The following is a 12,553-nucleotide window of genomic DNA, read 5'->3' as shown; positions in this document are numbered from 1 at the left end:
CTGATCAAGGGGCTGGTGGGCGGGTGGGCCTGGGCATACAGACCGGCCATGGCGCGGAAAAACTCATCGCCGACCAGTTGCCGCGCCACCGGGTAGGCGGCTGCCAAAGCATTGATCAAAGCGCTATGGACATTGTTTCGATACACCGCAAAGCGGCTCGCCGGCTCAGCACCGTTGCTGCTGAACACGCCCTCGGGGCAGGTTGCTTGCGGGGCCAGTAAAGCCTCGGCAAAAGTCTGCTGAATACTCATCGGGCCACCTGCGACAAATACCATTCGGCCTGCCGGGCCTCTGCTTGCAGCACGCTGAACGCGGGCACCTGGTTATCCCGCTCGATCAGCGTCGCTACCGCTCCGGTCCGCGTCAGCACCTGTGCGTACAGCTGCCACACGGCGTTATCGATCGGCGCGCCGTGATCATCGATCAGCAGGCGGTCGCCCAGGCTGTCGGTGTCTTCGGCAAAACCGGCCAGATGAATCTCATCCACTGCGTGCAATGGCAGGGCATCGATGTAGGCCAGCGGGTCGCGCTGGTGATTGATGCAGGACACGTAGACGTTGTTGACGTCGAGCAGCAGGCCGCAACCGGTACGGCGGACGATCTGGCTGATGAAGTCGGTTTCGTCCAGGGTAGAGCGTTCGAACTGCAGGTAAGTGGAGGGGTTTTCCAGCAGCATCGGTCGCTTGAGTGCGCTCTGTACCTGATCCACGTGTTCGCATACCCGCTCCAGGGTGCAGGCGTCGTAGGCCAGGGGCAGCAGGTCGTTGAGAAACACCGGGCCGTGGCTGGACCAGGCCAGGTGTTCGGAAAAAGACTGGGGTTGATAGCGTTCGATCAGCGTGGCCAAGCGTGCCAGGTGCTCGCGATCCAAGGGGGCTTCGCCGCCGATGGACAGGCCGACGCCGTGCAGTGACAGGGGGTACTGCGCACGAATCAACCCCAGGTAGTGATGAAACGGGCCGCCGGCCACCATGTAGTTTTCGGCGTGTACTTCGAAGAAACCGATGTCGGGGCGGGTCTCGAGCACCTCGGTGAAGTGCTCGGTCTTGAGCCCCAGCCCGGCCCGATAGGGGAGGCCGGGCACCTGAGCCGGTGAGACCGCGTGTTGGGCTGTAAGCGTCATCATCAGTACTCAGGCTGCGCGGGGTTCAGGATTTGGCGGTGAAGGCCGCTTCCTGGCCAAAACCGGTCGGCGAGGTGGTGCTTGGGGTCTTGGTGCAAGTGCCGGCGGGTACCAGCTTCCAGGCATTGGCCTGGTCTTTGGTTTTGGAGGTGCCAGCGCAGGAAGTACCGGCGCCTGCGGCGCAGTCATTCTTGCCGGCTTCAGCCACGCCGAAGCATTTCTGCATGTCGTCGGCCGCGTGGGCGGTGGTGGTCAGGGCGGACAGGCTCAGGGCAGAACCAAGGGCCAGGACGAGGGTGGCAGCGGACAGTTTGGTGGTCATGGTGTGTCTCCAGCAGTGGTTGAATGCGCAGGCTTGATTGCCTGCATGCACCACTAGAGAAAGGGGGAGGGAATTCGTTACAAAGCCATCGAAAAAAACTGCAAACAACACCTGTTTAATGACTTATACAAAGCAAATGTGGGAGTCGGGCTTGCCCGCGATGCAAACGCCTCGGTTTTTCAGATACACCGGGGTGATGCTATCGCAGGCAAGCCAGCTCCCACACAAGCCAGCTCCCACTCTGAACTCACTCTTTCTTAGCCGCCGAGGTACGCCTCCCGCACCTTCGGATCGGTCAGCAATTGCTCACCCGTACCCTGCATCACCACCCGGCCATTCTCCAGCACATAGGCACGGTCAGCGATTTTCAGCGCCTGGTTGGCGTTCTGCTCCACCAAAAACACCGTCACACCGTCCTTGCGCAGCTGTTCGATGATGTCGAAGATCTGCTGGATGATGATCGGTGCCAGGCCCAGGGAGGGCTCGTCCAGGAGCAATAGCTTGGGCTTGCTCATCAGCGCCCGGCCGATGGCAAGCATTTGCTGCTCGCCGCCGGACATGGTGCCGCCGCGCTGGCTGAAGCGTTCCTTGAGGCGGGGGAACAGGTGCAGCACCTTGTCCATTTGTTCCTGGTAATCGCCCTTGTCGGTAAAGAACCCACCCATGGCCAGGTTCTCTTCCACGGTCAGGCGCGAAAACACCCGACGGCCTTCCGGCACCACCGCAATGCTCTTGCGCATGATCTCGGCGGAGTGCTTGCCCACCAGTTCTTCACCCATGTAGCGGATGCTGCCACTGTAGGCTTGCGGCGAACCGCACAAGGTCATCAGCAAGGTCGATTTGCCGGCACCGTTGGCACCGATCAGAGTGACAATCTCACCCTGGCGCACTTCCACATTGACGCTGTGCAGGGCCTGGATCTTGCCGTAGAAAGTGGAAACGTTTTCGAATTGCAGCATTTTACGCTTCCCCCAAGTAGGCTTTGATCACTTCAGGATTGTCGCGGATCTGCTCCGGCGTCCCGTTGGCCAGCGGCGTACCCTGGTTGATCACCACGATGTGGTCGGAGATGCTCATGACCAGCTTCATGTCGTGTTCGATCAACAGCACCGTGGCGTTGTTTTCCTCACGCAGCACACTGATCAGCGCCTTGAGGTCTTCGGTTTCCTTGGGGTTCAGGCCCGCGGCAGGTTCGTCGAGCATCAGGATGCGCGGGCGGGTCATCATGCAACGGGCGATTTCCAAGCGACGTTGCTGGCCGTAGGCGAGGGTACCGGCCGGGCGGTTGGCGAACTCGGTCAGGTTGACCTTGTCCAGCCAGTACGCCGCGTATTCCATAGCCTCGCGCTCGCTCTTGCGGAACGCCGGGGTCTTGAACAGGCCGGCGAAGAAGTTGGTGTTCAAGTGACGGTGCTGGGCGATCAACAGGTTCTCGACCGCCGTCATGTCCTTGAACAACCGCACGTTCTGGAAGGTACGCACCACGCCTTTGCGGGCGATTTCGTGGCCGGCCAGGCCCTGTATGGGTTGGCCGTCCAGCAGGATGCTGCCACCGCTCGGCTTGTAGAAACCGGTGAGGCAGTTGAACACCGTGGTCTTGCCGGCGCCGTTGGGGCCGATCAGCGCTACCACTTGTTTCTCTTTGACGGTCAGGGCCACGCCATTGACCGCCAGCAAACCGCCGAAGCGCATGCTCAGGTTTTCGACTTTCAGGATCTCGCGGCTCATTTGCGCAGCTCCATGTGTGGACGTTGCATGGGCAGCAGGCCTTGAGGGCGCCAGATCATCATCAGCACCATCATGGCGCCGAACATCAACATGCGGTATTCGCTGAACTCACGCATCATTTCCGGCAGCAGGATCATCACGATGGCCGCCAGGATCACGCCCAGTTGCGAGCCCATGCCACCCAGTACCACGATGGCGAGAATGATCGCCGACTCGATAAAGGTGAACGATTCCGGTGTCACGAGGCCTTGGCGAGCGGCGAAGAAGCTGCCGGCAAAACCGGCGAATGCAGCGCCCAGGGTGAATGCGGAAAGCTTGATGATGGTCGGGTTCAGGCCCAGGGCACGGCAGGCGATTTCATCTTCGCGCAGCGCTTCCCACGCACGGCCGATGGGCATGCGCAGCAGGCGGTTGATCACGAACAGTGCCGCCAACGCCAAAAGCAGCGCCACAAGGTACAGGAACACCACTTTGCTCACCGGGTTGTAGGCAATCCCGAAGTACTCGTGGAAGGTCTGCATGCCTTCGGCGGCGGTGCGGTCGAACGACAGCCCGAAGAACGTCGGCTTGGGAATGCTGCTGATACCGTTGGGGCCACCGGTGATATCGGTGAGGTTACGCAGGAACAGGCGAATGATTTCGCCGAAGCCCAGGGTCACGATGGCCAGGTAGTCACCGCGCAGGCGCAGCACCGGGAAGCCCAGCAGGAAGCCGAACGTGGCCGCCGCCATACCCGCCAATGGCAGGCAGATCCAGAAGCTCCAGCCCAGGTAATGCGAGAGCAGCGCGTAGGTGTAGGCACCCACGGCGTAGAAGCCCACATAACCCAGGTCGAGCAGGCCTGCCAGGCCCACCACGATGTTCAGGCCCAGGCCCAGCAACACATAGATCAGGATCAGCGTGGCAATGTCGACCGCGCCGCGCGAGCCGAAAAACGGCCAGATCAGCGCCGCGATGATCAACCCGATGATGATGTAGCGCTGGGTGCGCGGCAGGGTCAGAAATTGGCTGACCTTGGGCGACACCAACGGGCCACGGTTGCCCTTGAACAAGGCACCGACCTGCTGGGTGAACAGTACACGCAGGAACATCAGCACCGAACACAGCGCGATGACGGTCAGGGTGACGGGCCCGGTGCCATGCACTTCCAGGTTGATGCCGACAATGCTCAGCTTGAGACCGAGTACCGGAAAGGCCACGGCCCATACCAGCAAGGCGCTGAAAAACGCCGATTTAAGATATCTGCTCATACTTTCTCAACCTCCGGACGGCCCAGGATGCCGGTCGGACGGAACAACAACACCAGAACCAACAGGCCGAACGCGACGACGTCCTTGTACTGGTCACCGAAGATATCGGCGCCAAAGGCTTCGGCCACCCCCAGCACCAGCCCGCCGAGCATGGCGCCCGGGATACTGCCGATGCCGCCCAATACCGCTGCGGTAAAGGCCTTGAGACCCACCAGGAAACCGGCGTTGGGGTTGATCACGCCGTATTGCATGCTCAGCAACACGGCCGCCACGGCCGCCAGCGCAGCACCAATGACGAAGGTCAGGGCGATGATGTTGTTGGTGTTGATGCCCAGCAGGTTGGCCATCTTGATGTCTTCGGCGCAGGCCCGGCAGGCGCGCCCCAGACGGGAGCGGGAGATGAACAGCGTCAGGCCCAGCATGGCCACCAGGGTGACCACGAAAACCAGAATCTGCATGTACGAAATCAGCACTTCTTGTGCGCCACCCGGGCCGAAGGAGATGCTCCCCGGAATCAGGTTGGGAATGGACTTGTCCTTGGAGTCCTGGGACAGCAATACGGTGTTCTGCAGGAAAATCGACATGCCGATGGCAGAAATCAGCGGGATCAAACGGTTGCTGCCCCGCAGGGGACGGTAGGCAACCCGCTCGATGCTGTAGCCATAGGCACTGGTTACGATGATCGACGCCAGGAACGCAGCGGTCATCAATAGCGGCAGGGAGTGGATCCCCATCATGGCCAGCCCGGCAAGGGCGATGAAGGCCACGTAGGAACCAATCATGTACACCTCGCCATGGGCGAAGTTGATCATTCCAATGATGCCGTAAACCATTGTGTAGCCAATGGCTATCAAGGCATAGGTGCTGCCAATGGTCAGGCCATTAACCAGCTGTTGGAAAAAATGATAGATCTCAGGCATTACAGCGCTCCTAAAAACCCGATACGCATTTCACTGGTGGAGTCATTTCCGGCTCGGTGCCCTGTTCTGTGACCAGGTTGCACAAAGCGTTTGCCAGCGAACCGCTGGTGACGGTTTTAAGATTTTCAGGTGAGCCAGCGCCCGGATCGCGGGTGACATGGCCCATAAACCTCGTAAAACAAAGCCCACTGCTTGCACAGTGGGCTTGTTGACCAGTAACGCCTGGCTTACTGAGGGGAAACTTCGGTTTTTGGTTTACCGAAGTGCCATTCGTAGACCACGAACTTGAAGTCCTTCAGGTCGCCCTTGGCGTCGAAGCTCAGGTCGCCTGTAGGGGTCTTGAAGGTACCGGCATGGATGGCCTCGGCCACTTTGGCGGTGTCTTCGCTCTTCGCAGCAGCGATACCGCCGGCGATGACTTCAACCGCCGAGTAGGCCGGGAACACGAACGGACCGGTTGGGTCCTGCTTGTTCTTGGCGAACTCTTCGACGATGGCTTTGTTGGCTGGGTCGGTGTCGAAGGACTTCGGCAGGGTCACCAGCAGGCCTTCGGAAGCGCCCTGGGCGATTTGCGAGATAGAGTCGTTACCCACGCCCTCTGGGCCCATGAACTTGGCGTTCAGGCCTTTTTCCTTGGCTTGGCGCAGGATCAGGCCCAGCTCAGGGTGGTAACCGCCGTAGTAGACGAAGTCGACGTTGGCTTGCTTGAGTTTCTGGATGATCGAGGAGAAGTCTTTGTCGCCGGCGTTCAGGCCTTCGAAGACGGCAACCTTGGTGCCTTTTTCTTCAAGGGTCTTCTTCACGGCGCTGGCGATACCTTCACCGTATTGCTGCTTGTCGTGCAGTACGGCAACGATTTTCGGCTTCACGTGGTCGGCGATGTAGTTGCCGGCCGCTGGGCCTTGCGCGCTGTCCAGGCCGATGGTGCGGAAAATCAGCTTGTAGCCACGGGAAGTGATTTCAGGGCTGGTGGCAGCGGGGGTGATCATGATGACGCCTTCGTCTTCATAGATATCCGATGCTGGCTGAGTGGAGCTGGAGCAGAGGTGGCCAACGACGAACTTGACGCCATCATTGACCACTTTGTTGGCAACGGCCACGGCTTGTTTTGGATCGCAAGCGTCGTCGTATTCCTTGGCCTCAAGCATCTTGCCGTCTACGCCGCCCTTGGCGTTGATGTCTTTGATGGCTTGCTTGGCACCCATGAATTGCATGTCGCCGTATTGCGTCACCGGACCGGTCTTGGGACCGGCGATGCCGATCTTGATGGTGTCGGCTGCGAACGAATGGCCGGCAACCCCAGCCAGGACCATAGCGGCAAACAGTTTGGAAATCTGCTTAGTAGCCTTATTCATAGTGCTCCACTCTTACTGTTGTATTTTTTATAGTTCTAGCGGCCTTGTGAGCTGCAGAACCGGATCAGATATCGCGGATATCCCCCCGGCATTGCCCTGGCAACTGTACCGGTACAGTGTAGAGCGCCGGTTGATCGCTTGAAAAGCTGGCAGCTGGGGGCAAAACCTGGGTATGTCGCTTAAGTGAAAGAAAAAGACAGAATTGCGCCGGGCTGCTAACCGCTTTCAAGGCATTCCTTGGCTTTCCTGGCAGTTTCAATCGCTACTTCATTTGCTACTGGGTTTTTCTGCCTGAGCGACGGGGCTATGATTGCGCCGATTTTTTACTCAGGTGAATTCCCATGACGCAAGAACCAAGCACCCTCTATGCCAAGCTGCTCGGTGAAACCGCCGAAATTTCCTGGAAGGAGCTTGAACCGTTCTTTGCCAAGGGTGCCCTATTGTGGGTCGATGCCGGCCTGGATTTGATCGAGGCCGCCGAAGGAATGGCCGAAGACAACCGTGACAAAGTCGCCGCCTGGCTGGCTGCAGGTGCCCTTGGCGAGGTGTCTGCGACGCGGGCATTGGACCTGGTCGAACGGGATCCAAGCTTATGGGCGGTGGTGGTCTCGCCATGGATCCTGATCCAGGAAAGGGCGGCATAAGAATGTCGCGCACGAAAAAGGTGCGTATTTTTCACGCGCTGAAGTGTGTAGCCGAGTAACCGCTGAACGCGTGATGGCACCTTGCCGTAGAGAAAGGTCACAGCCGAGGGTGACGTAAACGTCACGGGAACAGTTGAGGTCCGAAGGAATGTGTGGCGCAATTGTTTCCAGGTATGACCCGGTGTGAAGAGAAGCCGCGATCACACCATCACTCCCCGTGCCTGGGTCTCAGCGAATCGGCCTGACAATAGACGGCGGACCGATACGCCCTGGCGTCGGGTCTTTTGGCTGTGGAGCGTCGTTGTTCTCCACGCTGAGCGGATATAGCGGATTGCGCATGGCAATCCCCTGCATCACGCCGATGATGTCATTGAAAGGCACCGCCGGGCTGAGCAGGTAGCCTTGGATGTAGTCACAGCCATGCTTGAGCAGCAACTCGAACTGTGCCTGGGTTTCCACGCCTTCGGTAACCACCTGCAAGTGCAGGGTGTGGGCCATGCCGATAACCGCCTGGACAATTTCACTGTCTGCGGTGGATTTGGGAATGTCCTGGATAAACGAGCGGTCGATCTTCAAGGTGTTGAGCGGCAAGCGCTTGAGATAAGCCAGCGAGGAATAGCCAGTGCCGAAGTCATCGATGGCCAGTGACACACCCAGGGCGCGAATTTGCCGCAACAGTGCCAGGGTGCTGCTGATGTTGCCCATCAGCGCATTTTCAGTGACTTCCAGTTCAAGTCGGTTGGTGCCTATGCCGGCGAAGCGCAGGGCGTCTTCGATTTCATCGGCCAGTTCGTCACGCGCCAGGTTCAACGCCGAGCAGTTTACCGCCATGATCAACTCGGTGTAGCCCCGGTCAGACAACAGGCTCAGGTCGTGACAGGCCTGGCGCAATACCCAGTGGTCCAGCTCGGCAATCAACCCGTTGTTCTCGGCAATGCCGATAAAGCGGTCCGGGGCCAGCAGCCCGTGTTGGGGGTGTTGCCAGCGCACCAGGGCTTCAAGGCGCGTGACCTTGCCCAGCTTCATGTCGAAGATCGGCTGATAAAACAGCACCAGCTGGTTGCGCGTACGCAAGGCGGCGCGCAGTTCTTCCTCCAGTTGCAGCTCAAGGAAGGCGCGTGTTTTCAGGTTGGAGCTGAAGAAGTGCAAGCTGTTGCGCCCGGCGTCCTTGGATTGGTACAGCGCCAGGTCGGCAGTTTTCAGCAGCTCTTCGCAGGTGTGGCCGTCCTCGGGAAACAGGCTGATGCCGATGCTGGTGGTCATCACCATGCGCCGGCCAGCCAGCTCGATGGGCTCTTTCATCTTCTGCATGATGCGCTGGGCCATCTGCCGGGCTTCGTCGCGGTGATGAATAGTGATAAGGATGCAGAATTCATCGCCGCCAAAGCGTGCCACTACATCTTCATGGCTGCGTGTCGAGCCCTTGATATGCCCGGCCAGCACCGTGAGCAACTGGTCGCCCGCATCGTGGCCAAGGCTGTCATTGATGCGCTTGAAGTGATCAATGTCGAGAAAGATTACCGCCAGCATGCCTTGGCTTCGGGTTTTTTCCGCAACCTTTTCCGCGAAGATCTGATTGAAACCACGGCGGTTGAGCAGGCTGGTCAGCGCATCGAAGTGGGCCACTTGTTGCAGTGAGGCGCGGGCCTGGTCGAGTTCGCTGAGCAGCGCATTGACCCGGCGCAGGTCCCGCTCTTTGTGCTGCAGCTTTTTATCTGCCAGGGCTGCGCTGACACTACTGCCGATCACCAGCAAGGTAATTACCGCCACCGACAACCCCAGTTGAATCGGACTGCCATCCACCGGCAATGAAAGATCCGCGCCAGCGGGCACCAGCATTTGCATGGCTGCCATGCCGGTGAAATGCATGCTCAGGATCCCGGCCCCCAGTACCAGGCTGGCGGCGTATTTGAGCAGTTGGTGAAACATGCCGGTTCCGTTGCGCAGGTAGCTGGACAGCAACAATGCCGCCAGGCTGGCGCCGATGGCAATCGCCACCGAGGCCAGGAACAGCCGTGTTTCGAAGTACACCTGGGCCTGGGAGCGCATGGCCGACATGCCCACGTAGTGCATCAGCGCGATCCCCAGTCCCATCCACACCGAAGCCACCAGGTACTGATGAAAGCGCAGGTGGGTATGACTGAGGGTCTGCATGGCGAGCAGCGAGGCGATCAGGGCGATCAGCAGCGAGGCGAACGTCATGATCAATTCGTAGTGAATGGCGATGGGGGCCTGGAACGCCAGCATGCTGATGAAATGGGTCGACCAGATTCCGCCTGCCAGGCAACCCGCGCCCAGCCAGCGCCAATGGCGGCGGGCGGTGGGGTCTTCGACATGGCCCACACGTTCGGCCATGTCCAGCGTACCGAAGCCCGCCGCGCAGGCGACCAGGTACGCCAGTAGCACCAGAAAGGGGTTATGACTGCAATTGAGTAATAAATGCCCACTGTCTGGAAGGTCGGTAAAAAAGTGCTGCCCCAGCCATTCCATAGCGTATCCCGTCATAGAGCCATGTCACTGCCAGAGGCGATGACCGATGGGATCGAGTATAGAAGTCTCCGAAGATTTGCCATGAGTAATGGCGTTTTGATCTCAAATTATTTTGACATGCTTTCCATAGCGTTTGGTGCTAAGCGCTGATGGGCAGGTCGAGTTCGAAGTGTGGGGCTTCCAGCGGCGCCAGGCCGAATGCGGCACGGGCGGCATCGCAATCGACATTTTGCACACCCTGGCTCCAGGACGAGTCGAACTCACGGCATACGCTGGAGCGTTGCTCATAAATAGAGCAGCTGGTGGCCTGTCCGACTTCACCTTCAAGGCTGCAGCACCGTGCAGGTTTCTGATCGGTGCCGATCATCGCCACGCGGCTGGGGTTGATCTGCACCACCAGGTCATCGGGCACCGTGCCCCCGGACGAGGCGCACTCACCCCAGAAGAAAGACACGCGAAAGTGTGAACAGCAGGCACCGCAATTCAGACACGGACTGGCTTCGGACATGGGCGTCATCAATAAGAAAAGTAGGAGGAGGGTGCTACGAAAGGCTCGCCATTCTATCCGTGCCATCGCCATTGGGAAGAGGGGCACGCACTTATATTTTCGTGGGCAAAATCCGCTGTTGGCTGGGTGAAATCATGCCCTATCAGCTTTACGAATCATTACAGACAATCACTGCCAGCCTGACTATGTTGCAGTGACCTGAGCAGGATGCATCGGGCATCGCAGCTCTCATAACAATAAAAGAGACGGACCCATGCAGAACTCGACCCAAGCGGCGAATGCCTGGCGCATTCTGTTCCTGCTGTTCCTCGCTAACCTGTTCAACTTTTTTGACCGCACCATTCCCGCGATCATCATTGAGCCCATCCGCATGGAATGGCACCTGAGCGACTTCCAGCTCGGAATCATCGGCACCGCTTTTACCATCGTCTACGCCATTGCCGGGCTGCCGCTCGGGCGCCTGGCCGACACCGGTTCACGCAGCAAGTTGATGGGTTGGGGCCTGTTCGCCTGGAGTGGGCTGACGGCGGTCAACGGCATGGTCGGCAGTTTCTGGACCTTCCTGCTGGTGCGCATGGGCATTGGCATCGGCGAAGCCAGCTATGCACCCGCGGCCAATTCGCTGATTGGCGACCTCTTTCCCGCCCACCGCCGTGCCCGAGCCATGGGGATTTTCATGCTTGGCCTGCCGTTGGGCCTGTTGCTGGCGTTCTTTACGATCGGTGCGATGGTCAAGGCGTTCGACAGCTGGCGCGCGCCCTTCTTTATTGCGGCGGTGCCGGGTCTGATCCTTGCCGTGTTTATGTTCTACATAAAAGAACCCAAGCGTGGTGCGGCGGAAACCGTGCAAGTCTCCCAAGAGCGCGTCGACCGCCCGATCCGTCGCGTGCTGGCTGTGCCGACCTTTCTGTGGCTGGTGCTGGCCGGGTTGTGCTTTAACTTTGCCACCTATGCGTGCAACTCGTTCCTGGTGCCGATGCTGCAGCGCTATTTCCTCATGCCGTTGCAGGACGCGGCCGTCGCGACGGGTGTCATCGTCGGCCTGACCGGTTTGGTGGGCTTGACGCTGGGGGGCTGGATTGCCGACAAGATTCATCAGCGGGTCGCCAATGGCCGACTGTTGTTCGCCGCCTTCAGCTTGATCATCTCCACGGTCACCACCGCCTGGGCATTGCATGCCGGGCGTGTCGAAATCGGGGTGTTTGTCGCGCTGTTCAGTGTGGGCTGGTTGTTTGCCTACAACTTCTATACCTGCGTGTATACCGCGATCCAGGACGTGGTCGAACCACGCTTGCGCGCAACGGCGATGGCGCTGTTTTTTGCCGGGCTGTATCTGCTCGGCGGTGGCATGGGGCCAGTGGTGGTCGGGGCGTTGTCCGATCACTTTGCCCATTCGGCGATGTATGCGGCTGGGGCAGAGCAAATGACCGAGGCTTATAAAGCTGTGGGGTTGCATGACGCCATGTACCTGATTCCGGTGGCGTTGTTCCTGACCATGCTGTTTCTGTTCCAGGCTTCGCGCAGTTTTGTGCGTGACGCCAAGCGCATGAAGGATGGGTTGAGTGGGGTTGAGGTGCCGACGGCTGCGGCTACAGCTTGAGACCGGGGTGACCCCTTCGCAGGCAAGCCAGCTCCCACCTTTGACCGAGTTGGCTGAACCTTGTGTGGTTAATTGTGGGAGCTGGCTTGCCTGCGATGGCAGACTTTCAGCTGACGCCTATCTACCTGGCACCCCACAATCCAACTGTGGGAGCGGGCTTGCTCGCGAAGGCGGCCTGACAGTCAACACAGTTGGACCGGGTACATATCCGTTATTTAGGTAACGGCCACTTAGGGTTCCGCTCTGATAGCGGCTCACTTTTGAAAAAGCGCAAAAGTAAGCAAAACGCTCTTGCCCCACCACTCGGCACCTCGCTTAGGCTCGGTGTGCCCGTAATCCGCCATTGATTTGGGGGGCCGCCGCCACGCGCCATCCATGGCGCGGGGCGGCTAAACCGGCATCCCTGCCGGTTTACCCCCCAAATCCCTGTCGAATTCCGGCCAGCGTGGTTTGACGGGGCGCCTAAGATCAAGATCAAAAGCAGATCAAGAGCGGCTCGCTTCGCATCGTGGTTAGCATCGGCAGTGGCTACAAAAGTTGTGTAGATACCCATGCCTATCGGGGGCAAGCCCCCTCCCACATTTGACCGAGTTGTTTGAACTCTACTCGGTCA

12 protein-coding genes are annotated in these 12,553 nt (G+C 59.1%); 2 read left to right on the top strand and 10 right to left on the bottom strand.

Translation table 11 applies throughout. From position 1 onward, the window contains the following. The 8 genes from GIV35_RS22280 to GIV35_RS22245 form a co-directional block, all read right to left on the bottom strand. Positions 1 to 251 (bottom strand): HvfC/BufC N-terminal domain-containing protein (locus tag GIV35_RS22280; RefSeq protein WP_138763940.1); only part of this gene is annotated, 251 nt, incomplete at its 3' end. Further along, a complete protein-coding gene (gene bufB, locus GIV35_RS22275) occupies positions 248 to 1,126 on the bottom strand; it encodes an MNIO family bufferin maturase (RefSeq protein ID WP_105226054.1) in 879 nt (292 codons plus the stop codon). The genes GIV35_RS22280 and bufB, both read right to left, overlap by 4 nt. Positions 1,127 to 1,148: 22 nt before the next feature. After that, positions 1,149 to 1,445, bottom strand: a complete 297-nt coding sequence (locus tag GIV35_RS22270) for a BufA1 family periplasmic bufferin-type metallophore (protein ID WP_034125953.1) — start codon at positions 1,443 to 1,445, stop codon at positions 1,149 to 1,151. Positions 1,446 to 1,702: 257 nt separating this feature from the next. Further along, a complete protein-coding gene (locus GIV35_RS22265; RefSeq protein WP_003193540.1) occupies positions 1,703 to 2,404 on the bottom strand; it encodes an ABC transporter ATP-binding protein in 702 nt (233 codons plus the stop codon). A gap of 1 nt (position 2,405) precedes the next feature. Continuing rightward, the gene (gene livG, locus GIV35_RS22260; protein ID WP_003193538.1) at positions 2,406 to 3,173 is read right to left on the bottom strand and encodes a high-affinity branched-chain amino acid ABC transporter ATP-binding protein LivG; all 768 of its coding nucleotides are present in this window, start codon (positions 3,171 to 3,173) and stop codon (positions 2,406 to 2,408) included. Continuing rightward, a complete protein-coding gene (locus GIV35_RS22255) occupies positions 3,170 to 4,423 on the bottom strand; it encodes a high-affinity branched-chain amino acid ABC transporter permease LivM (RefSeq protein ID WP_034125955.1) in 1,254 nt (417 codons plus the stop codon). Before GIV35_RS22255 ends, livG begins: the two co-directional genes overlap by 4 nt. Continuing rightward, positions 4,420 to 5,343 carry a high-affinity branched-chain amino acid ABC transporter permease LivH gene (gene livH / locus GIV35_RS22250; protein WP_003193535.1) on the bottom strand — a complete coding sequence of 308 codons (924 nt, stop codon included), beginning with the start codon at positions 5,341 to 5,343 and terminating at the stop codon, positions 4,420 to 4,422. Before livH ends, GIV35_RS22255 begins: the two co-directional genes overlap by 4 nt. Before the next feature lie 227 nt (positions 5,344 to 5,570). After that, the gene (locus GIV35_RS22245; RefSeq protein WP_003193533.1) at positions 5,571 to 6,698 is read right to left on the bottom strand and encodes a branched-chain amino acid ABC transporter substrate-binding protein; all 1,128 of its coding nucleotides are present in this window, start codon (positions 6,696 to 6,698) and stop codon (positions 5,571 to 5,573) included. A 341-nt stretch (positions 6,699 to 7,039) separates the two neighbouring features. Here GIV35_RS22245 and GIV35_RS22240 point away from each other — a divergent pair, with 341 nt between their 5' ends. Then, positions 7,040 to 7,342 carry a DUF2288 domain-containing protein gene (locus tag GIV35_RS22240; protein ID WP_105226055.1) on the top strand — a complete coding sequence of 101 codons (303 nt, stop codon included), beginning with the start codon at positions 7,040 to 7,042 and terminating at the stop codon, positions 7,340 to 7,342. A gap of 228 nt (positions 7,343 to 7,570) precedes the next feature. Here the strand turns inward: GIV35_RS22240 and GIV35_RS22235 are convergent, their stop codons facing one another. Beyond that, positions 7,571 to 9,832: a putative bifunctional diguanylate cyclase/phosphodiesterase gene (locus GIV35_RS22235; protein WP_223024641.1), complete on the bottom strand. Its 2,262-nt coding sequence runs from the start codon at positions 9,830 to 9,832 to the stop codon at positions 7,571 to 7,573. A 139-nt stretch (positions 9,833 to 9,971) separates the two neighbouring features. After that, the gene (locus GIV35_RS22230; protein WP_057975629.1) at positions 9,972 to 10,340 is read right to left on the bottom strand and encodes a YkgJ family cysteine cluster protein; all 369 of its coding nucleotides are present in this window, start codon (positions 10,338 to 10,340) and stop codon (positions 9,972 to 9,974) included. Between the two features lie 253 nt (positions 10,341 to 10,593). Here GIV35_RS22230 and GIV35_RS22225 point away from each other — a divergent pair, with 253 nt between their 5' ends. After that, positions 10,594 to 11,940 (top strand): spinster family MFS transporter, encoded by a 1,347-nt coding sequence (locus tag GIV35_RS22225; RefSeq protein ID WP_236265598.1) that lies wholly within the window; start codon positions 10,594 to 10,596, stop codon positions 11,938 to 11,940. Positions 11,941 to 12,553 lie beyond the last annotated feature (613 nt).

The organism is Pseudomonas sp. PA-1-6B, from assembly GCF_021609545.1.
In the GTDB taxonomy this organism is placed as follows: Bacteria; Pseudomonadota; Gammaproteobacteria; order Pseudomonadales; family Pseudomonadaceae; genus Aquipseudomonas; species Aquipseudomonas fluorescens_BV.
This window is presented reverse-complemented; position numbering and strand designations above follow the sequence as displayed.